General features: G+C 28.4%; 24 protein-coding genes and 1 pseudogene. 14 read left to right on the top strand and 11 right to left on the bottom strand.

From position 1 onward, the window contains the following. Window positions 1–84 precede the first annotated feature (84 nt). Both pta and CARM_RS03560 read left to right on the top strand, forming a co-directional pair. Window positions 85–1,554, top strand: coding sequence for a phosphate acetyltransferase (gene pta, locus CARM_RS03555; protein ID WP_139425091.1), 1,470 nt, complete (start codon window positions 85–87; stop codon window positions 1,552–1,554). Between the two features lie 8 nt (window positions 1,555–1,562). Next, window positions 1,563–2,747, top strand: coding sequence for an acetate kinase (locus CARM_RS03560; RefSeq protein WP_139425093.1), 1,185 nt, complete (start codon window positions 1,563–1,565; stop codon window positions 2,745–2,747). Between the two features lie 27 nt (window positions 2,748–2,774). On the opposite strand, the gene CARM_RS03565 is transcribed toward CARM_RS03560, so the two are convergent. The 9 genes and pseudogenes from CARM_RS03565 to aspS form a co-directional block, all read right to left on the bottom strand. Continuing rightward, window positions 2,775–3,545: a MetQ/NlpA family ABC transporter substrate-binding protein gene (locus tag CARM_RS03565; RefSeq protein ID WP_139425095.1), complete on the bottom strand. Its 771-nt coding sequence runs from the start codon at window positions 3,543–3,545 to the stop codon at window positions 2,775–2,777. Window positions 3,546–3,615: 70 nt separating this feature from the next. After that, the gene (locus CARM_RS08585; protein WP_139425097.1) at window positions 3,616–4,821 is read right to left on the bottom strand and encodes a glycosyltransferase; all 1,206 of its coding nucleotides are present in this window, start codon (window positions 4,819–4,821) and stop codon (window positions 3,616–3,618) included. A gap of 9 nt (window positions 4,822–4,830) precedes the next feature. Further along, window positions 4,831–5,466, bottom strand: a pseudogene (locus tag CARM_RS08590) (methionine ABC transporter permease); the annotation flags it as partial. Between the two features lie 23 nt (window positions 5,467–5,489). Then, complete coding sequence (locus CARM_RS03580; protein WP_139425101.1) at window positions 5,490–6,446, bottom strand: methionine ABC transporter ATP-binding protein; 957 nt, start codon at window positions 6,444–6,446, stop codon at window positions 5,490–5,492. Window positions 6,447–6,449: 3 nt separating this feature from the next. Continuing rightward, window positions 6,450–9,062: a valine--tRNA ligase gene (locus CARM_RS03585; RefSeq protein ID WP_139425103.1), complete on the bottom strand. Its 2,613-nt coding sequence runs from the start codon at window positions 9,060–9,062 to the stop codon at window positions 6,450–6,452. A 75-nt stretch (window positions 9,063–9,137) separates the two neighbouring features. After that, complete coding sequence (locus CARM_RS03590) at window positions 9,138–10,193, bottom strand: OmpA family protein (RefSeq protein WP_139425105.1); 1,056 nt, start codon at window positions 10,191–10,193, stop codon at window positions 9,138–9,140. A 39-nt stretch (window positions 10,194–10,232) separates the two neighbouring features. Continuing rightward, window positions 10,233–10,751: an inorganic diphosphatase gene (gene ppa, locus CARM_RS03595; protein WP_139425107.1), complete on the bottom strand. Its 519-nt coding sequence runs from the start codon at window positions 10,749–10,751 to the stop codon at window positions 10,233–10,235. 11 nt (window positions 10,752–10,762) lie between these two features. Then, window positions 10,763–11,335, bottom strand: a complete 573-nt coding sequence (locus CARM_RS03600) for an adenylate kinase (protein ID WP_139425109.1) — start codon at window positions 11,333–11,335, stop codon at window positions 10,763–10,765. Next, window positions 11,332–13,083, bottom strand: a complete 1,752-nt coding sequence (gene aspS / locus CARM_RS03605; RefSeq protein WP_139425111.1) for an aspartate--tRNA ligase — start codon at window positions 13,081–13,083, stop codon at window positions 11,332–11,334. The genes CARM_RS03600 and aspS overlap by 4 nt, the downstream gene beginning before the upstream one ends. Before the next feature lie 85 nt (window positions 13,084–13,168). Between aspS and CARM_RS03610 the strand changes: the two genes are divergently transcribed. The 12 genes from CARM_RS03610 (at window position 13,169) to mrdA (ending at window position 23,864) form a co-directional block, all read left to right on the top strand. Further along, window positions 13,169–13,999 carry an NAD(+)/NADH kinase gene (locus CARM_RS03610; RefSeq protein ID WP_139425113.1) on the top strand — a complete coding sequence of 277 codons (831 nt, stop codon included), beginning with the start codon at window positions 13,169–13,171 and terminating at the stop codon, window positions 13,997–13,999. Then, window positions 13,999–15,513, top strand: coding sequence for an AAA family ATPase (locus CARM_RS03615; RefSeq protein ID WP_139425115.1), 1,515 nt, complete (start codon window positions 13,999–14,001; stop codon window positions 15,511–15,513). The genes CARM_RS03610 and CARM_RS03615 overlap by 1 nt, the downstream gene beginning before the upstream one ends. 61 nt (window positions 15,514–15,574) lie before the next feature. Then, the gene (gene cbrR, locus CARM_RS03620) at window positions 15,575–16,819 is read left to right on the top strand and encodes a bile resistance response regulator CbrR (protein ID WP_139425117.1); all 1,245 of its coding nucleotides are present in this window, start codon (window positions 15,575–15,577) and stop codon (window positions 16,817–16,819) included. Continuing rightward, window positions 16,810–17,607, top strand: a complete 798-nt coding sequence (locus CARM_RS03625; RefSeq protein ID WP_139425119.1) for a TatD family hydrolase — start codon at window positions 16,810–16,812, stop codon at window positions 17,605–17,607. The genes cbrR and CARM_RS03625 overlap by 10 nt, the downstream gene beginning before the upstream one ends. Further along, the gene (locus CARM_RS03630) at window positions 17,607–18,755 is read left to right on the top strand and encodes a lytic transglycosylase domain-containing protein (RefSeq protein ID WP_139425121.1); all 1,149 of its coding nucleotides are present in this window, start codon (window positions 17,607–17,609) and stop codon (window positions 18,753–18,755) included. Before CARM_RS03625 ends, CARM_RS03630 begins: the two co-directional genes overlap by 1 nt. Further along, window positions 18,691–19,530 carry a septal ring lytic transglycosylase RlpA family protein gene (locus CARM_RS03635; protein WP_139425123.1) on the top strand — a complete coding sequence of 280 codons (840 nt, stop codon included), beginning with the start codon at window positions 18,691–18,693 and terminating at the stop codon, window positions 19,528–19,530. The genes CARM_RS03630 and CARM_RS03635 overlap by 65 nt, the downstream gene beginning before the upstream one ends. A gap of 4 nt (window positions 19,531–19,534) precedes the next feature. Further along, window positions 19,535–20,023, top strand: coding sequence for an HAD hydrolase family protein (locus CARM_RS03640; protein ID WP_139425125.1), 489 nt, complete (start codon window positions 19,535–19,537; stop codon window positions 20,021–20,023). A gap of 17 nt (window positions 20,024–20,040) precedes the next feature. After that, window positions 20,041–20,517, top strand: coding sequence for a hypothetical protein (locus CARM_RS03645; protein WP_176300994.1), 477 nt, complete (start codon window positions 20,041–20,043; stop codon window positions 20,515–20,517). Next, complete coding sequence (lptA, locus tag CARM_RS03650; protein ID WP_139425129.1) at window positions 20,502–20,960, top strand: lipopolysaccharide transport periplasmic protein LptA; 459 nt, start codon at window positions 20,502–20,504, stop codon at window positions 20,958–20,960. The genes CARM_RS03645 and lptA overlap by 16 nt, the downstream gene beginning before the upstream one ends. Then, window positions 20,957–21,556, top strand: a complete 600-nt coding sequence (gene yihA, locus CARM_RS03655) for a ribosome biogenesis GTP-binding protein YihA/YsxC (protein WP_139425132.1) — start codon at window positions 20,957–20,959, stop codon at window positions 21,554–21,556. Before lptA ends, yihA begins: the two co-directional genes overlap by 4 nt. Further along, entirely contained in the window at window positions 21,546–22,037 is a 492-nt protein-coding gene (locus CARM_RS03660; protein WP_139425134.1) for a hypothetical protein, read from the top strand. The genes yihA and CARM_RS03660 overlap by 11 nt, the downstream gene beginning before the upstream one ends. Further along, window positions 22,038–23,864, top strand: a complete 1,827-nt coding sequence (gene mrdA, locus CARM_RS03665; protein WP_139425136.1) for a penicillin-binding protein 2 — start codon at window positions 22,038–22,040, stop codon at window positions 23,862–23,864. Here the strand turns inward: mrdA and queA are convergent. Beyond that, window positions 23,857–24,888, bottom strand: a complete 1,032-nt coding sequence (gene queA / locus CARM_RS03670; protein WP_139425138.1) for a tRNA preQ1(34) S-adenosylmethionine ribosyltransferase-isomerase QueA — start codon at window positions 24,886–24,888, stop codon at window positions 23,857–23,859. The two genes, mrdA and queA, sit on opposite strands and share 8 nt — an antisense overlap. Beyond that, the gene (tatC, locus tag CARM_RS03675; protein WP_139425140.1) at window positions 24,875–25,615 is read right to left on the bottom strand and encodes a twin-arginine translocase subunit TatC; all 741 of its coding nucleotides are present in this window, start codon (window positions 25,613–25,615) and stop codon (window positions 24,875–24,877) included. Before tatC ends, queA begins: the two co-directional genes overlap by 14 nt. Window position 25,616 lies beyond the last annotated feature (1 nt).

The following is a 25,616-nucleotide window of genomic DNA, read 5'->3' on the forward strand; positions in this document are numbered from 1 at the left end:
CTTTATAACCTTATATTATTGTGATGAATTTTAGAATTATTATATTACAAAAAAACAACTATTTTGTTAAAAAAAGAGGAAAAAATGAAATCCATGTTTTTATTAAATTGTATTGATGAAAAATTTTTGGCACAATCTTTAAAGAAAATTCAAGGCAAAATAGCTTTTTATTTTCCTGTTTTTTGTGAAAAAAATAAAGAAAAAATTGCTTCAATGTGTTCAAAGATAAATTCCAAGCTAGATTTTTTTGGTAGTTTTGAAAAAAATGATTATCAGGTTAAATTTACTCAAAATCCAAATAATTTTTTTAAAAAAATTATACAAGATTATGAGAAAATTAAAAAAGAAAGTGATTTTGTTATAGTGATTGGGATAGATGATTTTGGTTTAATGGGGGATTTAAATTTAAATATTGTTTTAGCTAAGGAGTTAAACACTCCATTATATGCAAAAAGTCAAGATGAAAATTATACTATGCTAAATTTCTTATTAAGTCAAAAGCTTAGCAGATTTGTTTTGTTAAAAGAAAATGAAGATTTTACTCAAGATTTATTGCAAGAATATACCTATAAAACTCAAGCAAGATTTTCTTATGAGCTTTTTGAAAAAGCAAAAGCGGATAAAAAAATAGTAGTTTTACCTGAAAGTTTTGATGAGAGGGTGTTAAAGGCAAGCGAGTTTTTAATGCAAAATGGGATTGTTGATTTGATTTTGTTGGGTGATAGTAATGAAATTTGTGCTAAAGCTAATAGCTTAAATATCAATATTGATGGCGTGCGTATTATTAACCCTAAAAATTCTCAATATAATGAAGAATTTGAAGAGCTTTTGTATGAGGCTAGGAAAAGCAAAGGTATGAGTAAAGAAGAGGCTAAAAAACTTGTACAAGATAAAACATATTTTGCAACCTTGCTAGTGCATACTCAAAAAGCCCATGCTATGGTAAGTGGTGCAAGTACAACTACTGCTGAAACCATTCGTCCTGCTTTGCAAATTATAAAAACAAAACCTGATGTAAGCTTAGTTTCTGGTATGTTTTTTATGTCTTTAGAAGATAAAGTTTTGGTTTTTGCTGATTGTGCTGTTATGCCAAATCCAACTCCTGAGCAACTTGCTGAAATTGCTTATGTAAGTGCAAATAGTGCTAAGGCTTTTGGACTTGAACCTAAAGTAGCTTTACTTTCATACTCTAGTGGGGATAGTGGGAGTGGGGTTAGTGTAGATGCAATTAGAGAAGCTACTAAAATAGCTAAAGAAAAATATCCTCAACTCAAAATAGAAGGCCCTATACAATTTGACGCTGCTTATGATATGCTAACAGCAAAAAGCAAAATGCCAAATTCTAAAGTAGCAGGAAAGGCTAATGTGTATGTATTTCCTGACTTAAATGCGGCAAATATTTGCTATAAAGCAGTGCAAAGAACAGCAAATTCTTTAGCTATTGGTCCGATTTTACAAGGACTTAAAAAACCAATTAACGATTTAAGTAGAGGTTGCTTGGTAGAAGATATCGTTAATACTGTGATTTTAAGTGCTATTCAAGCACAAGAATAAGGAGAAAAATGAAAATTTTAGTTTTAAATTCAGGTTCATCTTCGATTAAATTTAAACTTTTTGAAAAAGATGAAGCTTTGGCTTCTGGTTTGGTGGAAAAAATAGGCGAACAAAATTCTACAATAGAACTTAAAGATTTAAAAAATGGTCAAAAATATAAAAAAGAGCTAGCGATTAAAGATCATGAGCAAGGTATAGAATTAGTAAATGAGCTTTTTGCTCAAAGTGGAATTTTACATGATTTAAATGAACTTGATGGATGTGGGCATAGGATAGTTCATGGAGGTCCAAATTTAACTAAGCATTGTTTAGTAAATGATGAGGTTTTAAATGAAATTGATAGGGTTTCTCATATAGCGCCTTTACACAATCCTGCACATTTAATAGGCATTAAAACTATGATAAAAGCAGCTCCAAATGTTCTTAATGTTACTGTTTTTGATACAGCTTTTCATCAAAGTATGCCAGATTATGCTTATATGTATGCTTTGCCTTATGAATTTTATGAAAAATATCAAGTAAGAAAATATGGTTTTCATGGTACTTCACATTCTTATGTAAGCAAGCAAGCTGCACATATACTTGGTAAGGATACTAATGAGTTTAATGCAATTAGTGCTCATCTTGGAAATGGTGCGAGTGTTTGTGCTATAGAAAATGGAAAATGCGTAGATACTTCTATGGGTTTTACTCCGCTAGAAGGTTTGATTATGGGAACTAGATGTGGAGATATTGATCCTGCTGTATTACCATTTTTAGCAAAAGAATTAAATTTAAATCCAGCTGATTTAGATACTATTATGAATAAAAAAAGTGGTGTTTATGGAATTTGTGGATTTAATGATTTTAGAGATATAGAATCACAAATTGAACAAAATAATGAAAAAGCAAGACTTGCTCTTGATATGTTTTGTTATCGTTTGAGTAAATATATTGGCTCTTATTTTGCGATTTTACCTAGAGTAGATGCTTTGATTTTTACGGCTGGTATAGGTGAAAATGATGATATTGTTAGAACAAAAGTATGTCAAAGATTAGCACATTTAGGATTTGATATAGATTTAGATAAAAATACACAACTTAGAAATGGTGAGATTAGCAAAAAAGATTCTAAGATTAAAATTTTAATTGTTCCAACAGAAGAAGAATTAGAAATAGCTAAAATAACCACAGAACTTATTAAAAATAATTAACCTTGAGTTTGGTACTCAAGGTTAATTTTAAAATGCAGGAATTACTGCGCCTTGATATTTTTCATTGATAAAATCTTTTACTTTTTGACTTTGCAAAGCCTTTACTAAAGCTTTTATTTTAGGATTGTCTTTATTATCTTGAGTAGTTACTAAGATATTTGCATAAGGACTTTCTTTGCTTTCTATTAAAATAGAATCTTTTACCGGATTTAAACCTGCAGATAGGGCATAATTTGAATTAATCACTGCAAAATCAACATCATCTAAAGCTCTTGGAAGTTGTGCTGCCTTTAGCTCTTTAAATTTGATATTTTTAGAATTATCTTTAATATCAAGTGGAGTTTTTAGAGCAACATTTTCAAAACTTACCAACTTGGTATTAGCGATAATATCCAAAGCTCTACTTTCATTTGTTGGATCATTAGGAACTGCTATAGTAGCATTTTGTGGAAGATCTTGGATATTTTTATATTTTTTAGAATAAACTGCCATTGGTTCGATGTGAATTTTTGCAACGCTAATTAACTTTGTGCCTTTGTTGGCATTAAATTCATCCAAATAAGGCTGATGTTGGAAGAAATTTGCATCAAGTTCCTTGCTATCTGTGCTAAGATTTGGTAAAACATAATCATTAAATTCCTTAATTTCTAGCGTATAGCCTTCTTTTTTTAACAAATCTTTTGTTTGTTCTAAAATTTCAGCATGAGGAACAGGTGTGGCACCTACTATGATAACTTCATTAGCAAATAAACTTGCACCTAAAATTATGCTTGCAACGAGTAATTTTAACAATTTCATTTTAACTCCTTTTTATAGTTTTTAAAATGCTTGATTATATTGTAAAAATATTAATAAGGTAGAAAAAGCTTTATTTTAGTTTATTTTTATATTCTTTAGCAAATTTTTTCAAATCTTTTATAAAGTTAATATACCCCCCCCCATACCAATTTTTTTGAGCACTTATGAGAGATTGTCCGATTTTATAAGAATAGGTATTTTGATTTTTTATACCTTCACTTTTATAATCATCATAGCTTGATAAAGGTGGAAGTTTAAGATAAGGTTTTGTTTTTAAATCTTTTTGATATTGCTTAGCAAGTTTTGTGTGTTTATAATAAATCTTTAATAAAGTAAAAGGCAATATTGGAAGTTTTTTCTTATTTTTAGTACATTCTATAAAAGCATAACCTAATTTATATGATAAGTGATATCTTACTCTTGCTTTTGCTTGAGTATTGGTAGCTTTTACTCCATCTAAATATTCACTACCACCAAATTTCAACCATTTTTCATAGTATTCTTGCCATTTAGGCCATGTTTGATTGCATAAAATATTATTCCAAAAACGATTGTTGCTACCTTCTGCATGTGTTATAGATGCCTTTTGTGATAAATTAGTTCGATAATCAATATTTCCATTATAAGTATCTTTTAAATCTTTTATTTTAAACTTGTATTCTAAAGCTAGTAGTGTAAATAATCCTTGATCGTTTAAATTATGAATATTCTCATTTAAATGTTTATAGATAAATTGATAACATTGTAAAGGATTTGGAATAAGATCGGTAAAGACCAAAATTCCAGTTAAATATGTTCGCTTTTTATGATGCTCTTTTTTTGCAGGCAAGCTTTCAATAAGTAAAGTTTTACCCAATCTTGCACCAAAATGATATTTTCTAGCTCTTAATTTCCTAAGTTCATCTATGCTTTTTAAAAGTAAAACATCAAAATCAAGATAAATAATACTTTCACACTCATGTAAAAACTTAAAAGCTTCAAATCTAGCAAAAGCCATATGTGTCCATCTTTTTAGGAAAAATAAATCACTAATATCATTTTGATTTTTTTCAAGAGTAGCTAAAAAATCTTCTTGAGTAAAAGGAATGAATTCAATTATTTTATCTTTAACGATTTTTTTCATGATATTTTGATCATTTAAGCTAAAACCATCATGTAAAATATAAAATATATCTACCTTCTCACTCATAACATCCATGATATTAATGAGTAGGGTTCCTATGGTAAAGCTTGAATTTTTAGTTGCTGCTAGTAAAATACCAAGTTTGTGTTTCATTATCTATCTTTTGGTGATTTTGTAAAGTATATTTCCTATAAATTGTATGATTTGCACTAGCACAATCAAAATAACAACAGTTTGGATCATAATATCAGTTCTAAAACGCTCATAACCATAGCGAATAGCTACATCACCCAAACCTCCACCTCCAACAGTTCCTGCCATAGCAGAAAAACCAATAACTATGATTAAAATTAAGGTAACACCATTAATAATACTTGGTAAAGCCTCATTAAACATAACTTTAAAGATAATTTGTGCTTTGCTAGCTCCGTAAGATCTTGCTGCTTCTATAATACCAGGATCAATTTCCTTAAAAGCACTCTCAATCATTTTAGCTAGATAAGGTGCAATGCCTATGGTAAGTGGAACTATGGTAGCAGTTGTACCTATGCTAATACCAATAAGATATTTTGTAAAAGGACTTAAGACTACAATAAGCACTAAAAAAGGAAAAGATCTTAAAATATTTATAATAAAATCAAGCACACTATAAATGTTTTTATTTTCACATAATCCATCTTTATCTGTGATAGTAAGCACGATTGCAGGGATAAGTGCAATTAAAAAAGCTAAAAAAGTAGCTGTAAAACTCATATAAAGAGTTTCTAGTAATGCTGGGTAAAGTATATTTTCAAAATTTCTTAAGATTGCTTCTAAATTCATTACACTAGCTCCCAAATAACACCATTTTCTTGTAGGTAATTTAAAACTTTTTCTTGATCTTTAGTTTCTATGTTAATTACCAAATTTCCTAAAGCATTGTTGTTTAATTTTTCTATTTTACCCCATACAATATTAAAATCAATATTTAAGCTTCTAGCCATATGAGTGATGATACTTTGATTGGCTTTTTCTTTGCAAAAATATAAGCGTACATTAACTCCGTTTTGCGGAAAAAATTCATTTTCTCCTAAAAACTCACGCATTTTTTCACTCGGCTTTAAAAACAAATCTTCGATTTTTCCTTTACCTATGATTTGTCCATGTTCTAACAATACTGCCTTTTGTGCTATTTGTTTTACTGCTTCCATTTCATGAGTTACTAATACAACGCTGATATTAAACTCTTGATTAATTTTAGCAATAAGCTCTAAGATATTATTTGTAGTATTTGGATCAAGTGCAGAAGTAGCTTCATCGCTAAGTAAAATTTTAGGATTTAAAGCAAGGGCTCTAGCTATGGCTACTCTTTGTTTTTGCCCACCACTTAGCTCATTTGGATAAGTCTTACTTTTAGTTAAAAGCCCTACAAGATCTAAAAGCTCATTAACTCTTTTTTGAATTTTATTTTTGTCAAAATTATGAATTTCTAAAGGCATAGCTACATTTTCAAATACATTTTTCCTATTCATAAGTGCAAAATGTTGAAAAATCATTCCTATGTCTTTTCTAAAATTTCTAAGTTCTTTTTCTTTTAAAGTAGCTATTTCTTTACCAAAAACTTGCACGCTGCCGCTTTGATAATTTTCCAAACCATTAATACATCTTAGCAAAGTTGATTTTCCTGCCCCGCTATGTCCAACAAGGGCATAAATTTCACCTTCTTTAACTTCTAAAGAAACATCATTAATGACTAATTCTTTACCGTAGTATTTTTTAAGATTTTGTATTTTTATCACTTATTAGCCTTCTAAATTAGAAATTTCATCATTTATTTTTTCTAGTTGAGTTTTAATGTTTTCAAGCTGAGTTTTGTTTTGTTCTACTACTGCAGTGGGTGCATTAGAGATAAATTTTTCATTTTTCATCATAGTATCTAGTTTGTTGAACTCTTTTTCAAGTTTTACTTTTTGGTTATTTAGTCTATTTAAAACACCACTTAAATCAAGATCTTGAGTAGGAATGAAAACTTCTAAATTTTCACTCACATCTCTAATAGATTTTTCCAAATTTATAGTGATAAACTCGATATTTTCGCATTTTGCAAGTGTAGAGATGAAGTTAGTGTAATTTTTTAACTCAGCTATTAAACTTTCATCATTTAATTTTATACAAGCTTTTTGAATTTTTGTATTTGCAAGTTCTACTAAAGTTTTTGCACGGCGAATACCGACTATACTTTCTATGATGATATTAAATAATTTTTCTATTTTTTCATTTCTAGTATTAAATTTGGGATACTTTGAAATCATTATAGACTCATGAGTTTGAATAGAAGTTTTACTTAATTCATGGTATAAATATTCACTAATAAATGGCATAAAGGGATTTAAAAGTTTTAATGCTTCTTTGAAAATGCTTCCAAGTTCTTTTATACTCGATTTTTCAGCCTTGCTAAGCTCAATCCCCCAATCACAAAATTCATCCCAGAAAAATCTATATAAGGTATTTGCTGCATCATTAAAGCGGTAATTATCTAAATTTTCTCTAGTTTCTTTTACGCAAAGTTCAAAACGAGATAGCAAATATTTTGCTAAATTAGTTTGAATTTTACTTTTATCTAAATCTTCAAATTTTTCTTCATTTAAAAGTAAAAATTTACTCGCATTGTAAAGTTTGTTGGTAAAATTCCTAACTTGTATTAATTTATCACTACTTAGCTTTATATCTCTACCTTGAATAGCTAAAAGTGCAAGGGTGAAACGCAAAATATCAGCACTATATTCATCCACGCTTTGTACTGGATCGATTACATTACCTAAAGATTTACTCATTTTTCTACCTTGCTCATCTTTAACTAAAGCATGTAAATATATATCTTTAAAAGGAAGCTCACCTAAAGCATTAGTGCTTTGAAACATCATTCTAGCAACCCAGAAAAATAAGATATCAAATCCAGTGATTAATAAAGAATTTGGATAAAAATCTTTTAAATCATCTTCATACCAAAGTGTGTTTTTGCCCCAGTCTTTATTACCCCAACCTAAAGTACTCATAGCCCAAAGACCCGAAGAAAACCAAGTATCTAAAACATCAGGATCTTGTTTGAAATTAGTGCTTTGACATTTTGGACACTGACTCGGGGTTTCTTCGCTTGCCCATTCATGAGAGCATTCACAATAATATACAGGAATTTGATGACCCCACCAAAGTTGTCTTGAAATACACCAATCTTTTAAATCTCTCATCCAAGCATTAAAACTATTAATCCAATGTGTAGGATAAAACTTACTATAGCCAAGATTTACTTTTTCTATGCTTTCTTTAGCAATTTCATTTTTCACAAACCATTGTTTAGAAATATATGGTTCAACCACATTTTTACAACGATAGCAATATCCTACTTGATTAGTATAATCTTCTATCTTTTCAACAAAACCTTTTTCTTGTAATTCTTTTATAATAACATCTCTTGCTTCTAATCTTTCTAAGCCTTTAAAATGCAAACAATGTTCATTTAAAATACCTTTTTCATTAAAGATGGTAATAAATTCAAGTTTATGTCTTAAGCCTACTTCATAGTCGTTATGATCGTGTGCAGGGGTTACTTTTACAAATCCAGTTCCAAATTCCATATCCACATGCTCATCTGCAATAATAGGAATTTTTCTATCTATTAAAGGCAAAATTACATTTTTACCAATTAAGTGTTTAAATCTTTCATCATTTGGATTAACCATCACAGCACTATCACCAAAATAAGTTTCTGGTCTTGTGGTAGCTACTATGATATATTCTTGAGAATTTTCTAAGAAGTATTTTAGATAATATAATTTTCCTTTATTTTCTTTGTGTTCTACTTCTATATCACTTAATGCCCCATCATGAGTGCACCAATTTACCATGTAATTTCCACGCACGATAAGTTTCTTATCATAAAGATCTACAAAGGCTTTTTTTACTGCATTAACTAGACCTTCATCCATAGTAAAGCGCAAACGACTCCAAGCAGGAGTGATACCTAAAATTCGCATTTGTTTAACTATAGTATCACCGCTTTGTTCTTTCCATTCCCAAACTTTTTTTATAAATTCTTCTCTACCAAGTTCTTCTTTTTTAATACCTTGAGCTAAAAGTTGTTTTTCTACGACATTTTGTGTTGCAATACCTGCATGATCAAGCCCTGGTTGATAAAGAGTTTTATATCCATCCATTCTTTTATAACGCGTTGTGATATCTTGTAAGGTACAAGTTAGAGCATGACCTATATGCAAAACACCCGTTACATTAGGTGGTGGCATCATGATGCAAAAGTTTTTACCTTTTTCTTGAATTTTTTTATTGCCATTGATTTCAAAATATCCGCGTTCTTCGCAAATTTTATAATATTCTTTTTCTAGTGATTTATCATACATAATTGCTACCTTGAGAATGAAAATAAATTGTTATGTTAGCTTAAAATTGTTAAAGAAGTTTTGAATTTTGAGAAATTAGTTATAAAAACTAATTTCTACTTTACGATTATTTTGTCTTTGTGAGTCAGATTTATCTTTGATAGGGTAAGTATCTTTTCCTAAAGATTCTATTTCTATTATTTCAGTAAAACTAAAAAAGTGTTTAGCTACATTCATTGCTCTATTTAATCCTATTATATAGTTTGCAAAAATACTACCTCTATCATCAGCATAACCTTGAATTTTCATTCTTTTTATCACATCTTCTCTTGCTAGATTTTGACTAATTTTCTCAAGTAAATTTTCATTACTATATTTATTATAACCATTTCTTTCAAATAAAAATTTTAAATCAGAAATTTTTATATCTACATAATTATATTTTTTCTTATTTTTAGCAAAAACAATGTCTTTATTGTAAATGCTCAATTTCATATTATTATTTGAAAGCATATTGATAAAAATTGTTAAATTATAATCTTGCGAATTTGCTTGAATCGGATTAATCATCTCTTTTAACATAGAAATTCTATAATCACTTAAATTTTTTCCATCTAAAACATAAACTTTAACAAAATCATCACTCAATCTTGGCTCATATCTACTAGTTTTACCTTTTGCAATGTATTCTTGCATAGTATTTTTATATTTTGTTGTTTTTTCCTCTTTTGCTTGTTCTTTATTTTTAACTTGATTAATTTGAGTGTTTTTGATTTGTTCAGTAGGATTAATAGGTGTTGCAATTTCTTTTTTAATATTCTTTATTTTTTGGTTATCTATTGTGTCTATTTGTGATGTTGAGTCAGAATTTTGAGTATTTTTAGTTATTATATTTTCATCAACACTTGATTTGTTTTGATCTATTGGTTCAGATTCTTGATTTATATTTAATTCTTCATAAGTATTACTACTTATATTATTTTGTTCTTGATTGTGTTGATTATTTGTTGAAGTATGATTTTGGTAGGAATTGTTTTGCTTATAATCATAAACATATGTTTTTGAATTATCATCAAAATACCACATATAAAAACCAATACTAGCACCTATTAACACAACAAAAGCTATACTAAAAGCAATAATACTTTTCATTTTTCTTATCCTTTGTGAAGTCCTTAAAAAGGACTTTGATTATTTATAATTTTTAATAGAATTTTCTAAAATTTCACTCGCTTTTTCAATACCTGCAAATTCTTTTACTTTTACCCATTTGTTTGGTTCGAGTATTTTATAGGTTTCGAAGAAATTTTTGATTTTATCTAAGCTTGCTTTTGGTAAATCATTTAAAGTTTTAATATTATCATATCTTGGATCAATTTTGCTTACCGGGACAGCTAGTAATTTTTCATCCATACCGCTTTCATCTTCCATTAACAATACTCCTATTAAACGACAAGGAATTACAGCTCCTGCTTGAATAGGATATTCATTTAACACTAAAACATCAATTGGATCACCATCATCTGCAAGAGTATTTGGTATAAAACCATAGTTTGCTGGATAAAACATAGCTGAATACATTACACGATCAACAACTATAGCTCCGCTTTCTTTATCAAGTTCATATTTGATGTTTGAACCATAAGGAATTTCAATTACTGCATTAAGTTTATTTGGAACTTCTCCAACTTTGATTTTACTAATATCCATTTTTACATCCTTTATTTTAATAAATCATCGATTAATTTTTTCATATCAGCAACGATAGCTTCAATACTTCTTTCACCATTGATTATATGGTGGATATTTTCTTTAGTATAGAAATTTGTTATTTCTTCTAAAGGTTCTAAATAAACTTTCATTCTATTATTAAAAACTTCTTCATTATCATCAGCACCTCTAGCACGCCCTAAAACTCTTTCTCTAGCAACTTTTTCGCTAACTTTAACTTCTATAACACCTTTTAAATTTACTTCATTTTGATTTTTTAATACCCTATCAAATTCAAGCATTTGTTCTACACTTCTTGGATAACCATCTATTAATATAGTATTAGTTGGTGCATTTTTTAAAGCGGTTATAATAGTATTAACTACTACTTTTAAAGGAACTAAATTTCCTTTAGAGATAAAACTATCTATAGTCTTTCCTAGCTCACTACCGCTGGCAACTTCAGCTCTTAATAAATCACCTGTAGAATAATGAGTAATATTTGTATCATCTGTAGCAATAATACTCGCATCGGTTGTTTTACCACTACCTGGTGCGCCTATGATTAAAAATAATTGTTTCATTTAGTATTCTCCCTTAATCTTATACCTAATTCTCTCATTTGTTCATTACTTACTTCACTTGGAGCTTGAGTCATAAGACATTGTGCTCTTTGAGTTTTAGGAAAAGCAATAACTTCTCTAATACTTGAAGATTTTGTTAAAAGCATGATAAGTCTATCAAGACCTATTGCTATACCACCATGTGGCGGTGCTCCAAAGCTTAATGCATCAAGCAAGAAGCCAAATTTCTTTCTTTGCTCTTCTTCATCAATATTTAAAAGTTTAAATACTTTTTGTTGAATAGGGCTTTTGTGAATTCTTATACTACCTCCGCCTAATTCTACACCATTTAATACCACATCATGCGCAATAGAATTAATTTCTTCAAGATCTTGTTCATCAATATTTTTTGGCATAGTAAATGGATGGTGCATTGCAGAATAGCTTCCATCATCATTTTGTTCAAACATAGGAAAATCAATAACCCATAAAAATTCTAATTTATCCTCATCAATAATTTTCATTTCATCAGCTAAGAATAATCTAAATCTACCCATATAATCAAGCACAGTTTTCTTAGCCCCTGCACCAAAAAATACTACATCTCCAACTTCTAATTCACATCTTTGAATTAAAGCATTCAAATCCTCTTCACTAAAGAATTTGCAAAGTGGACCCTTAGGACCATCTTCTTTCATTTGTATAAATGCAAGTCCTGCTGCTCCAAATTTGCGTACAAATTCTTCAAATCTTTGCATTTGGCGTTTTGAGAAAATTGTATCACCTTTTGGAACTCTTAAGGCTTTAATGCGATTTTTCTTTGCATCTTTTGCGATATTTGCAAAAATTTCGTTATTTGATTTTGCAAAAATATCAATTACATCGATAAATTTCATATCAAATCTTAAATCAGGCTTATCAGAACCATAATTTTCCATAGCTTCTTTATAACTCATTTGTCTAAAAGGTATGCTAATTTCTTTTCCGCAAGCTTTGAAAATATCTTTAAGTAAATTTTCTGCCATAGCTATGATATCTTTTTGCTCACAAAAACTCATTTCTATATCTATTTGAGTAAATTCAGGTTGGCGATCCGCTCTTAAATCTTCATCTCTAAAACATTTTGCAATTTGAAAATATCTATCAAATCCTGAACACATTAAAAGTTGTTTGAAAAGTTGAGGACTTTGAGGTAGGGCATAAAATTCTCCTTGATGAACACGCGATGGAACTAAATAATCTCTAGCACCTTCAGGGGTAGCTTTGGTTAATATAGGAGTTTCAACTTCCAAAAATCCCATTTTTGCTAAAGAATTTCTTGTTGCTATACAAGCAGTTGATCTTAATGCAAAATTATCATAAAGCTTTTTGTTTCTTAGGTCCAAGAATCTATATTTTAATCTTAATTCTTCATTGACGCTTTCATCTCCTATTGCAAAAGGCACTACAGCACTTTCATTTTCAATAGTAAGTTTATTTATAACAACTTCTATTTCTCCGGTTTTTAGTTTTGGATTTGCAAGTCCTTCACCGCGTGGGCGAATTTTTCCTTGTGCTATTAAAACATATTCATTTCTCACCGATGAAGCTATATTGTGTGCTTCTTGATTATCTGCAGGATCGCATACTAACTGTATAAGTCCGCTACGATCTCTAAGATCAATAAAAATTACACCTCCATGATCGCGGTAAGAATTTACCCAACCACATAATGTCACTTCCTCGCCAACATTTTGTATGTTAAGCTCTGTATTATAATGAGTTCTCAAAATTTTTCCTTAGCTTAATTTTGTTTAATTTCATTATTATAGTATTTTATTCTTTTGCTTAGCTAAGTTTTGTTATAATTTTTTTATGAAAAAATATATAAATAGAGAAAAAATTCAAAAAATTGGTTTATTTTGTAAATTAAATACAAATTTAAGTGAGCAAATAGCACTTTTAAAAAAAATTTTTTTACAAAGAAATATAGAACTTATATTTTTAAATTATGAAAAAATTAATATTAAAGATTTACATAATTTAGATTTTTTAATTTCTTTAGGTGGTGATGGAACTCTTTTATCTTTATGTCGGCAAACTTATCAAGCCAAAAAACCTATTTTGGGAATTAATGCCGGAAATTTAGGTTTTTTAACAGCACTTTCTTTTGAAGAAGTTCAGGAGTTTTTTGATGATTTTTTTAATGAGCAATACAAAATAGAAAAAGCGAAAATGCTTCAAATAGTGCTTCATAAAAAAAACAAAGTTATTAAAAAATTTGCATTTAATGATGCTGTTTTTTCTCGTGATAATGCTTTAATGGCAAATGTAAAAGTATTTTTTGAAAATAAACTTTTTAATGCTTATTATGGTGATGGTTTGATAATTGCTAGCTCAAGCGGATCTACCGCTTACAATATTAGTGCTGGAGGACCTATAGTGCATCCTTGGAATGAAACTTTTGTTGTAACTCCAGTTTGCTCGCATTCTTTGACTCAAAGACCTATAGTTTTACCCTATGGATTTGAACTTGAGTTGAAAGTTAAACATTGCTTATTATATTTAGATGGACAAGAAGTGATTGATCCTAGAGAATATGATAAAATCTTTATAGGACTTAGCAAAAAAGAAATTAGCTTTATACACAAAAAAGATAGAGATTATTTCCAAATTTTAAAAGAGAAATTAAACTGGGGTAAATAATGATAGAAAGTATTTTAATAAAAGAAAATTTGGGTTTTAAACAAGCAAAACTAGACTTAGAAGCTGGACTTACTGTTTTTACTGGGCTTAGTGGTACTGGAAAATCAGTGCTTTTTAAAGCTATTTTAGCAACTTTTGCTTTAAGTGAGAGTGAAGCTAAAATGGTTGAAGTTTTGTTAAATGATGAGCTTGAACTAGATGAATTTGGTATTGAAAATGAAGAATTAAATGTATTTAAACTTTTAAAAGATAAAAGCACGCGTTATTTTATCAACAACCAGCTTATTTCAAAAAAGAATTTAGCTTTACTTTCTAAGAAATTTGTAAAATATCTTTCAGCTAAAGAAAACAATGAATTTTCAAATGAAAGATTTTTAAATTTGCTTGATTTTATGCAAGTAAAGGAAGATAAGAAATTTCAAGATTTTCTTAATGAATATAAAAACACCTATAAAGAATACACAGAAAATAAGACTAGATTGGAAAAAATTCAAGAAGAAGAGAAGAAGGTGGAAGAATTAAAAGAATTTACTAGTTTTGAAATACAAAAAATCCAAAGTATCAATCCTAAAATAGGAGAATTTGAAGAATTAATGAGTTTTAAAAAAAGGCTTTCTAAAAAAGATAAAATTGATGCAGCTTGGAATAGGGCAAGCAGAATTTTTGAACTAGAATCAGCTGTAATTGAAGCTTTGCAAATTAGCGATGTTGATAGTTCATTTTTTTCAGAGTGTTTAAATGAACTAAGGGCAGTGTGGGAAAATCAAAGCTTTGATGATTTTGATTTTGATATAGAAGAAGTACTTGATAGGATAGAAAAACTTTCTTCTTTGATTTCAAAATATGGAAGTATAGAAGAAGCCTTAGAAGCCTTAGAAAAGAAAAAATCAGAACTAGCTCATTATGAAAATTTAAGTTTTGAAAAAAAGGAATTAGAAGAAAAAGTGCAAAGTGCCAAAATACTTTTAGATGAAAAAAGTCAAAAATTAAGCATTTTGCGTAAAAAAAGATTAAAAGAGCTTGAAAATTTACTCAATTTTTATCTTAAAAAACTTTATATGAAAGATGTAAAATTAGAACTTAAAGAATGCGCTTTAAGTATTTTAGGCAAAGATGAAATAAGTTTAAATATTAATGAGGCAAATTTAAAGAATTTAAGCTCAGGTGAAATAAATCGTCTTAGACTTTCTTTTATAGCAACTGAATGCAATGTAACTAATAAAGCTAATGGGATAATATTTTTAGATGAGATTGATGCAAATTTAAGTGGAAAAGAAGCTATGAGTATAGCTGAAGTTTTAAAAGAGCTTGCTAAATTTTATCAAATATTTGCTATTTCGCATTTACCACAGCTTTCATCAAAAGCTAACAATCATTTTTTAGTAGAAAAGATAGACAATGAAAGTAGGGTGAGAAAAATAGAAAACGAAGAAAGAGTAAGAGAATTAGCAAGAATGGTGAGCGGAGAAAATATCACTCAAGAGGCTTTGGAATTTACTAGAACTTTACTTTAGAAACAAAAAGTAAATTTGTATATGATATAATAATAATTTTAAATTGCAAAGAGAGATGATTATGGAAGAAAAAATTTTAATTATTGATGATAATAAAATGCTTACAAAACTTTTAGCCAAAAAAGTAGAAAATACATTGGGATTAAAAGTTGATGTTGCTTTTGATATGAATAGTGCTAAAGAATTAGTAAAAAATGATTATTTTATGACTTTTGTGGATCTTTGTTTGCCAGATGCACCTAATGGTGAAGTTGTAGATGTGGTTTTAGAAAAAAATATTCCAGCTATAGTTTTAACAGGAAGTAGTGATGGGCAAACTCGTAAAAAATTTATGGAAAAAGATATAATAGGCTATATACAAAAAGATAGTGAAAGTTGTATTGATGAAATGATAAATTCAATCAGAATGCTTCAAAAAAACAATAAAACTAAAATTGTTTTGGCTATTGCTAATGTAACTTTGCGTGCAGAAATGAAAAAAAATTTAAATAATCAACTTTTTAATGTTTTAGCAGCAGCACACGGGGAAGAAGCTTTGAATTATCTTGGTGATAATCCTGATACAAGATTAATTATTTGTGATGCAACTATGCCTGTTATTAGCGGAGAAGATTTACTTGCTGAGGTTCGTAGTAAATATTCTAAAATCGAACTTGGTGTGATTATGGTTGGAGATAAAGATGATGCTTTGGAAGCTAGAGCATTTAGAAAAGGAGTAAATGATTATGTTATTAGGCCTTTTCAAAAAGAATCATTAAATTGTAGAGTAAATAATTGCCTAGATTATATGCAAAAATGTGTTTTATTGAATGAATATAGTTTAGATAAAGATCTTTTAACAGGACTTGATGATTATTCTGTTTTTGAAAAGAAATTTTTAGATTATTTAGAAGATATACAAGAAAATGAAGAAATGGCTTTGGCATTAATTGATATAGATAATCTTGCAACGATAAATTATGAAATAAGTTATGATTGTGGTGATGGTGTAATTAAACATACAGCAAAAAAAATCAAAGATCAAATTCGAGGTATGGATTTGGCAACTAAAATTGAAGATGGAAAATTTTATGTTGTATTGAAAAATACTAGCAATAAAGAGGCCTTGAAAGTATTTTCAAATATTAGAGTAAATATAGCCAAAGAAAGCGTATTGGTTGTATTAGATGAGATTGATTATAGTGTTTCTATCGGTGTTGTTTTTGGAAACAAAGGAGATCAAATTCAGGATTTATTAAATAAAGCTCAAAAAGCTTTAGATTTAGCAAAAGCTAATGGAAGAAACAGGGTTGAGGTATGTTTTTAGATTGTGATTTTAAAGAAAAAATCATAGATACGCATTGTCATTTAGATAGTCAAGCTTATTTTGGGTATTTAGATGAAATGCTAATGCATGCTTTTGCAAGTGGAATTGATAAAATAATTATACCAGGTGCAGATATTAAGGATTTGCCAAGATCTAGAGAAATAGCACATAGTTATGAAAATGTATATTTTTCATGCGGAGTGCATCCTTATGATATAGATGATTTTGACTTGGATATTTTAAAAGAATTTATAGATGATAAAAAATGTGTTGCAGTAGGTGAATGCGGACTTGATTATTATCGTTTAAAAAATAATGATTCGCATATAAAAACTAAACAAAAAGAGATTTTTATAACACAAATTGAACTTGCTATAGCATATAAAAAACCTTTAATAGTTCATGTTCGTGATGCTAATGAAGATAGTTTTAATATTTTAAAATCTTATGCAAAGTATTTACAAGGTGGAGTTTTACATTGCTTTAATGCAAGTGAGCTTTTATTGCAATTAGCTAATGATGGTTTTTATTTTGGAATTGGTGGTGTTTTAACTTTTAAAAATGCTAAAAATTTAATAGAGATTTTACCTAAAATTCCAAAAGATAAAATTGTGCTAGAAACTGATGGACCTTATTTAACTCCAGAACCATATAGAGGTAAAACAAATGATCCTATTTTAACGCATTTTGTAGCGCAAAAAATAGCTCAAGTGTTACAGCTTGATAAACAAGAAGTAATAAAACTTACTAATTTTAATGCTAAAAGATTGTTCTTTCAAGGTTTATAATGAAAAGAAAATTATTTTTATTTTTTTTATTGTTGTGTTTGAATGCTGATGCAATGCAATTTACACCAGAGCATTACACACAACAAGCTCAAATTTTAAGAAATTTAGATATTGAAGCAAATTATTTAAGTGATATGATTTTTTTAGAATTTAAAGAATCATCTATTAATATACATTCTAAAACCCTAGTGGATACTATGAGAGAATTTTATAAGATAACTCCAATTATCCGTAAAATTTTAGAAAAAGAAAATATTCCTCAAGAATTTTTATATTTAGCTATTGTAGAATCTGGTTTAAAAACTCATAGTATATCAAGAACAAAAGCAGTTGGTGTATGGCAATTTATGAAGCCTACAGCACAAACATTAGGCTTACGCGTTGATCCTTATGTAGATGAAAGAAAAGATTTGGTTAAATCAACCTATGCGGCTATTGCTTATTTAAAACAGCTAAAAGAACAATTTGGAAAATGGTATTTGGCTATTTTAGCTTATAATTGTGGTGATGGAAAATTGCGTCAAGCAATCAAAAAAGCACAAAGTGATGATTTGAAAGTTTTACTTGATCCTGATAAAAAATATCTTCCATTGGAAACTAGAATTTTTATTAGAAAAATTCTAACTATGGCTTTTTTAGCAAATAATAATGATTTTTTGATCTCTCAAGATAGTGCTTTGTTAAATTATGCATTATCTAGTGAAGTTAAAAAAATATCTATTCCGCCGAGTGTTTCTTTAAGAGAGCTTGCTAAAGTGTCTAAAATGTCATATAGTGAATTTAAACGCTATAATCCACATTTTAATTATGATTTTACTCCACCTGATAAAAAAGATTATTATATGTACATTCCTTTAAGTAAAAGTGCTGTGGTTGAAAGAGCTTTGCAAAATGTAAAATTAGCAAAAGTTGATACTACCATACCTTATACAAAAATTTATATAGTAAAAGAAGGTGATAGTTTATATACTATTGCTAAAAAACATAAAATTAGTGTTGAGAGTATTAAAGAATATAATAAAATCAAAGGAAATCTGATTAATATTAATCAAAAACTTGTGTTAAAAATTAAGGAGAATAATAATGCAAAAGTTAAAACAACTCAAAAAATATCAAAAAACTCTCATACAAAAGTCGTTAGTCGTTAGTTGTGTAGGGGTTTTATTTAGTGCTTGTAGTATAGTACCTATTAGCACGCCTACTGTATATTATCCAGAACGAGATTTTAAAAGCGTTAAGCACAATAATACTAGCTTAAAAGGCACAATGAAACCTTATACTATTAATGGAAAGACTTATTATCCAACTGTGGTTGAGGTTGGTGAAACTGCAGATGGTATAGCTAGTTGGTATGGGCCAGGTTTTCATGGTAAAAAAACTTCTAATGGTGAAACTTATGATCAGCACGCTTATACAGCAGCTCATAAGACTTTACCAATGAATACTATAGTGAAGGTAACAAATTTAAAAAATCATCGTCAAACTACTGTGAGAATAAACGATAGAGGACCATTTGTGGCAGGAAGAATTATTGATCTATCTAATATGGCTGCAAGAGATATTGATATGATACATTCTGGAACAGCACCTGTAAGACTTGAAGTAATAGGTTTTGGAACAAGTGCAAATTCAGGTTCAGTGCATACAAATTCTAATTTAGGAAGTAGTGGAGCTATAGTTGATAGTGGGCATATTTTCCAAGGTGGTTCTTTTATGGTTCAAATTGGTGCATTTAGAAATAAAAGTGGTGCAGAATTAATAGCAAATAGATATAAAAATTATAATTCATATACCTCAACTATACAAACAAGCGCTAAAGATGGTTTGCATAGAGTATTCTTAAAAGGCTTTAGAAGTGAGCAAGAGGCAAGAGACTTTGTTGATAGTGGATCTTTCCCAGGTGCATTTATAGTAAGAGAGTAAAATTATGATAGAACTTATTTTTTTAGATGTAGATGGCTGTTTGACAGATGGTAAAATTATCTATACTCAAAATTATGGAGAAATTAAAGAATTTAATGTAAAGGATGGTGCGGCTATTGAGGCTTGGCAGAAGCTTGGTAAAAAAGTTGCTATTATAACAGGTAGAACAAGTGAATGTGTGTATTTTAGAGCTAGAGATTTAAAGATTGACCTAGTATATCAAGGAATTAGTGATAAACTTGCTTGTGCTAAAGAAATTTTAGAGAAGTTAAACTTAGATTTTTCTCAATGTGCGGCTATTGGGGATTATTATAATGATATGAGTTTGCTTGAAGCAGTTGGATATAGCTTTAAGCCAAAAGATGCACATAAGGCTTTAAAAACTGATAAAGTTTTAAATAGAAAAGGTGGCAGTGGAGCGGTGAGTGAAATGATAGAGATTTTAATAGAGTATAATAATATGCAGGCTCAATGGGATAAACTTTGGCGATAAAAATTTTTGCTACATTAATGAGCTTATTTGTTTTTGTGATGGTTATTTTAAGTACTCAAGATCCTTATCTTTTTACTATAAAGCCACAAAAAATTGATATGGCTAATATGCAAGCATTTGATATATTTGATTATGAGCTTAATACTACTACCACAAAAGCAAGTTATCAAGCAAGTCGTTGGGTAAAATACCAAGATAAAGATATTTTTGATAATTTGAAAATACAAGCAATTGATTATAATTTAAGTTCAAATCTACTCATTAAAGACGAAGAGCAATCTATTTTAGAAGGCAATGTTACTTATGTTGATAAAAACCAAACAAAAATTTCAACTCAAAAGGCTATTTATGACACACAAAAAAGAATTTTATTCTCCAAAGAACAATTTAAAGCTTATGTTGGGTTGAATGAAATTATTGGCGATAATTTTATTTATGATATTAATCAAAAACAATTGAAAATACAAGGAATAAAAGCATGGTTTTTAGAATAATAATTTTTTTATGTATGATTAATTTATTTGCTTTTAGTGCACAAAAAATTGAAGTTTATGCAAAAGATTTTTATTTAGATGAGAAAAGTGAAACAAGTATTTTAACAGGTGATGTTGAAGTAAAAAAAGGAAAAGATATTTTAAATTCACAAAAATTAATTATCTATATGAAAAATAAACAACCACTAAAGTATATAGCTACAAATAATGCCAAATTTAAAATTACTATGAAAGATAAAACTTATCATGGCAGTGGTGATGAATTTATATATAATGTTAGTAAAGATACTTATGAAATTAATGGTCATGCTAAAATTATAGAAGAGCCAACCAACAAAGAATTATTTGGCGATAAAATCATAGTTGATAGAAAAAATATGACTTATAGGGTTTTTAGTAAAGATAAAAAACCTGTTAAATTTGTTTTTGAAGTAAAAGAATGATTTTAAGTGCTAAATTTTTAACTTCTGCTTCTAAAATAGATGAAGCACCACAACCAGCACTAACAGAGATTGCATTTTTGGGTCGTTCTAATGTGGGTAAAAGTTCTTTAATTAATACACTTTGTAAAAATAAAAATTTAGCCAAAAGTTCTTCAACTCCAGGTAAAACACAACTTATTAATTTTTTTGAAGTAGAGTGTAAAAATGATGATGATAAATTTAAATTGATGTTTATTGATTTACCTGGTTTTGGCTATGCAAAAGTAAGTAAAAAAACTAAAGCTATTTGGAATAAAAATTTGGATGAATTTTTAAATGAGCGTAGTTCTATAAAACTTTTTATTCATCTTGTAGATTCTAGACATGATAATTTAGAAATAGATAATAATTTAGATATATATCTAAATTCCTTTTTAAGAGCAGATCAAAAAAAAATAGTAGTTTTTACAAAAGTAGATAAGCTTAATCAAAGTCAAAAAGCTAAGATTTTAAATACAAATAAAAATGCAATATTGGTTTCAAATTTAAAAAAACAAGGCATAGAAAAATTAGAAAAAAAGATTATTTTAGAGAGCCTAGGAATCAATGAGGAGTAAAAATCTAGTAAAAAATAAATTTGATTTTTCTTATTTATTTTTTTATTTATCTTTGATATTTTATCAAGTATTAAGTTCTGTATATTATTGGATGCCACCTTTATTTGGTGTATTTTTTTGTTATATGATAGTTCTTTTAAAAGAAAAAGAAAGAACTTTAAACAAACTTGATTTTAGATGGTATTTTTCGTTATTTTATCTTTTATTTATAGATATTATACATGGTTTTTATCTTTTTAGCTCTTGGATAGCTTTTTTTGTCTTTTATCATTTTTTTGTAGATTGGTTTAAGAGCAAACTTAAATTAGGACATTATTTATTGATTATTTTTACTTTTTGTGCTTATGCGTTTATTTATTTTTTTGATGTTTTTTTGGCTTATTTAGATAATAATAAAATTTTAAATTTTGGTGTGGAATATCTATGGTTTTTTCTTATAGAGGCTTTAGTTTCTTTTGTCATTTTTAAAGGAAAAATTTAAATGCGTATGCGTTTGGTAATGGGTTTTATAGCTTGTTTTTTCTTGCTTTTACTTGCTAGAGTATATTATATTAGTATAAAATCAAATGTTTATTATGATGAAATTGCTAAACAAAATGCTATAAAAATACAATATCTAGCACCAGTAAGAGGGCAGATTTTAGATATAAAAGGAAGGCCTTTAGCGGTTAATAAATTAGGATTTTCTATATCTATAAAACCTTATTTGTATATTAAAAAAAATAATAGAATTTTTTTAAAACAAGAGTTGCAAGCTATAGTGCAAGCTTTCCCTGATTTAAATATCACTAAATTAGAAAGAGCTTACATAAAGGGTGATTCTTATTATAATCAAGATTACATAGAAGTAGTTCCTTTTGTTGAATATGATGCTATGATTAAGCATTTTACTAAGCTTAATTTGCGTGAAAATATGCAAGTTAAATCCACAACCCAAAGATTTTATCCTTATAATGATTTAGCTAGTCATGTTATAGGCTATGTTGGCAAAGCAAATTTAAATGATATGAATGAAAATGAAATAGCAAGACTTACTAGTTATGTGGGTCGCAGTGGTATTGAAAGATCATATAATGATATTTTGCAAGGTCAAAAAGGTGAAAAAACTAGTAAAGTTGATGCCTTAAATAAAGAAATAGAAGAACTTTCTTACAAAAAACCCATCTCAAGCAATATCACATTAAGTATCGATCTTGATTTGCAAGAGTACCTAGCCAAGCTTTTTGAAAATTTAGCAGGAGTTGCTATTATTATGGATATAAAAAATGGTGCTATTTTAGCTGCTGGGAGTTTTCCAGAATACAATTTAAATCCTTTTGTAACTGGTATTAGTCAAGAAGAGTGGGATAAACTTTCTAATGATTTAAACCATCCTTTTACTAATAAGCTTACTAATGGGCTTTATCCTCCAGGCTCTGTTGTTAAAATGGGAACAGCATTAGCTTTTTTAAATAGTGGAAGATTTAATGAAAAACAAAAATTTCTATGTGATTCAAATTTTGAATTAGGTGGTAGAAAATTTAGGTGTTGGAAAGCAATAGGGCATGGTTTTGTAGATATGAATGATGCTATTAGAGAAAGTTGTGATGTATATTTTTACAAAGGTGCTTTAGAAGTAGGTATTGATACCATTAGTTCTGTTTTTGAAAGAATTGGTTTTGGAGAAAAAACAGGAGTGGATTTGCCTAATGAATTTATTGGAACTGTTCCTAGTAGAATATGGAAAAAAGAAAAATATAATCGACCATGGTATCAAGGGGAAACTTTAAATACTAGTATAGGACAAGGAGATTTTTTAGCTACTCCTATACAAGTGGCTAAATTTACAGCTATGATAGCAACAGCAAAAAATATCACCCCGCATTTTTTACATAGTATAGATGATAATATCACAAAAGTAAATTTTGATAATAATAAAAGTATTTTTACTACATTCGAACTCTCAAAATTGCCACTTTTAAGGCGTGCAATGTATGAAGTTGCTAATGAACAAGGTGGTACAACCGCAAGATATTTGAAAAATTTACCTATAACCATAGCAGCAAAAACAGGAACAGCTCAAGTGGTAGGAATTTCACAAAGTGAAAAAAAACGCATTAAAGAAGAAGACTTAGAATATTTTTTAAGATCACATGCTTGGATTACTTCTTATGCTCCTTATGAAAAACCTCAATATGTTGTGGTTATTTTGATAGAGCATGGTAAAAGTGGTAGTAGCACAGGTGGTCCTATGCTTGCTAAAATTTACCAAAAACTTGTAGATTTAGGGTATGTAGATAAAAAATATGTTAAGAAAAAGATTAAATAATCAACATTCCATCGCCATATGAATAAAATCGGTATTTATTTAAAATGGCTTCATTGTAAATTTCTAAAGTTTTTTCTCTACCGATGAAAGAAGCTACAAGCATAATAAGGGTTGATTTTGGTAGGTGAAAATTAGTTAGTAAATAATCAAGCCTTTGCGGGGTATTTTGTGGGTGAAGAAATAAATCACAAAAACCTTCTTTAATTTTTTTTCTATAATAATATTCTATGCAGCGAGTAACAGTAGTACCTACACCTAGTATTTTCTTAGAAGAATTAATTAAAGTACAAGTTTTATCATTAATATAAAAAAATTCTGAATGCATTTTATGATCTTTGATATTTTCACATTCTACGCCTTTAAAAGTTCCTGCACCAACATGTAGTGTGATAGTGTGGATATTATGATGAGTTTTTTTAAGTTCATCTATCATTGTTTCATTAAAATGCAAACTAGCAGTGGGTGCGGCTACTGCTCCTTGATTTTTTGCAAAAATACTTTGATAGTTAATGTTATCTTGTACTTCATCTGCTCTTTTGATATATGGAGGTAATGGTATATGTCCTATTTTTTCTAAAATTTCAAAAACTTCATGATGATTGAGTTTTTTTTCATTATTAAAAAATTCTACCTCTCTTGTGCCATCATCATGTAATTTTTTGATTTTAACTTTTAGGGAATTTTCAAAATATAAAATTTGACCTTCTTTAATCTTGCCTCGAATTTGAACTAAAAAATCATTATGTTTTAAGGGGTTGTTGATAAAAAGCTCTATTTTACTTCCATTTTCTTTATTTCCATAAATTCTTGCTTTAATCACTTTTGTATCATTAAAAATAATCTCGCAAGGTGGTAAAATTTTAGCTAAGTCTTTAAAATATAAATGTGAAATTTGATCTTTATATCTTTCATAAACTAAAAGTTTAGCATTTTCCTTAGGTAAAATAGGGAAATTTGCTATGAGATTGTTTGGCAAATCATAATCATAACTAGAAAGTAAAAGATCTTTATCAATCATTTTCATCATCTTCTTTTTGACTAGGATTGACTTTTTTTGCTATATAAATAGAAATTCCATAAAGCCCGCATAAAGGCACTGCCATTAAAAATTGTGAGATAACATCAGGTGGTGTCATCATAGCTGAAAAAACAAAAATCACTAAAACAGAAACTCTAAAATGCTTTTTTAAAAATGTATCATCAACAAGTCCAAGTTTTGCAAAGAAAAATGTAATTACTGGCATTTCAAATGCTAAACCAAAGGCAATTACAAGTTTAGTAAAAAATCCCACATATAAACCTATGCTAATTAAAGGTTTAAAATCTTGAGTTTGCACACCAAAGTCAATTAAAAATTTAAAAGCCAAAGGTATAACTATATAGTAACAAAACAAAGCCCCAAGAGCAAACATAATACTAGCAAAACTTACAAAAGGTATTACTAATTTTTTTTCATTATCATAAAGTCCTGGTGCTACAAATTTCCAAAATTGCCAAAAAATTACTGGTAGTGAAATCAAAAAAGCTGTAAAAAATGAAACTTTCATCGCGGTAAATAAAGGCTCTTGTAGCTCAACGAAAGTCATTTGTTTTGAAATCTCAGGTAAAGCAGCTTCAACTGGAGCTTTAAGTATGTTTATAATATAACTATTAAAACTAAAGCACACAAAAAACATTACAACAACACAAGATACACTTATAAACAATCTTTTTCTAAGTTCTACTAAATGTGGTTTTAATTCTTCAAACATT

Origin of the sequence: Campylobacter armoricus, assembly GCF_013372105.1 — a bacterium.
GTDB classification, from domain to species: Bacteria; Campylobacterota; Campylobacteria; order Campylobacterales; family Campylobacteraceae; genus Campylobacter_D; species Campylobacter_D armoricus.

Coding starts and splice junctions, on each gene's coding strand:
- pta (WP_139425091.1), top strand. CDS start 85: ATGAAATCCATGTTTTTATTAAATTGTATTGATGAAAAATTTTTGGCA.
- CARM_RS03560 (WP_139425093.1), top strand. CDS start 1,563: ATGAAAATTTTAGTTTTAAATTCAGGTTCATCTTCGATTAAATTTAAA.
- CARM_RS03565 (WP_139425095.1), bottom strand. CDS start 3,545: ATGAAATTGTTAAAATTACTCGTTGCAAGCATAATTTTAGGTGCAAGT.
- CARM_RS08585 (WP_139425097.1), bottom strand. CDS start 4,821: ATGAAACACAAACTTGGTATTTTACTAGCAGCAACTAAAAATTCAAGC.
- CARM_RS03585 (WP_139425103.1), bottom strand. CDS start 9,062: ATGTATGATAAATCACTAGAAAAAGAATATTATAAAATTTGCGAAGAA.
- CARM_RS03590 (WP_139425105.1), bottom strand. CDS start 10,193: ATGAAAAGTATTATTGCTTTTAGTATAGCTTTTGTTGTGTTAATAGGT.
- ppa (WP_139425107.1), bottom strand. CDS start 10,751: ATGGATATTAGTAAAATCAAAGTTGGAGAAGTTCCAAATAAACTTAAT.
- CARM_RS03600 (WP_139425109.1), bottom strand. CDS start 11,335: ATGAAACAATTATTTTTAATCATAGGCGCACCAGGTAGTGGTAAAACA.
- CARM_RS03610 (WP_139425113.1), top strand. CDS start 13,169: ATGAAAAAATATATAAATAGAGAAAAAATTCAAAAAATTGGTTTATTT.
- CARM_RS03615 (WP_139425115.1), top strand. CDS start 13,999: ATGATAGAAAGTATTTTAATAAAAGAAAATTTGGGTTTTAAACAAGCA.
- cbrR (WP_139425117.1), top strand. CDS start 15,575: ATGGAAGAAAAAATTTTAATTATTGATGATAATAAAATGCTTACAAAA.
- CARM_RS03625 (WP_139425119.1), top strand. CDS start 16,810: ATGTTTTTAGATTGTGATTTTAAAGAAAAAATCATAGATACGCATTGT.
- CARM_RS03630 (WP_139425121.1), top strand. CDS start 17,607: ATGAAAAGAAAATTATTTTTATTTTTTTTATTGTTGTGTTTGAATGCT.
- CARM_RS03635 (WP_139425123.1), top strand. CDS start 18,691: ATGCAAAAGTTAAAACAACTCAAAAAATATCAAAAAACTCTCATACAA.
- CARM_RS03640 (WP_139425125.1), top strand. CDS start 19,535: ATGATAGAACTTATTTTTTTAGATGTAGATGGCTGTTTGACAGATGGT.
- CARM_RS03645 (WP_176300994.1), top strand. CDS start 20,041: ATGAGCTTATTTGTTTTTGTGATGGTTATTTTAAGTACTCAAGATCCT.
- lptA (WP_139425129.1), top strand. CDS start 20,502: ATGGTTTTTAGAATAATAATTTTTTTATGTATGATTAATTTATTTGCT.
- yihA (WP_139425132.1), top strand. CDS start 20,957: ATGATTTTAAGTGCTAAATTTTTAACTTCTGCTTCTAAAATAGATGAA.
- CARM_RS03660 (WP_139425134.1), top strand. CDS start 21,546: ATGAGGAGTAAAAATCTAGTAAAAAATAAATTTGATTTTTCTTATTTA.
- mrdA (WP_139425136.1), top strand. CDS start 22,038: ATGCGTATGCGTTTGGTAATGGGTTTTATAGCTTGTTTTTTCTTGCTT.
- queA (WP_139425138.1), bottom strand. CDS start 24,888: ATGAAAATGATTGATAAAGATCTTTTACTTTCTAGTTATGATTATGAT.
- tatC (WP_139425140.1), bottom strand. CDS start 25,615: ATGTTTGAAGAATTAAAACCACATTTAGTAGAACTTAGAAAAAGATTG.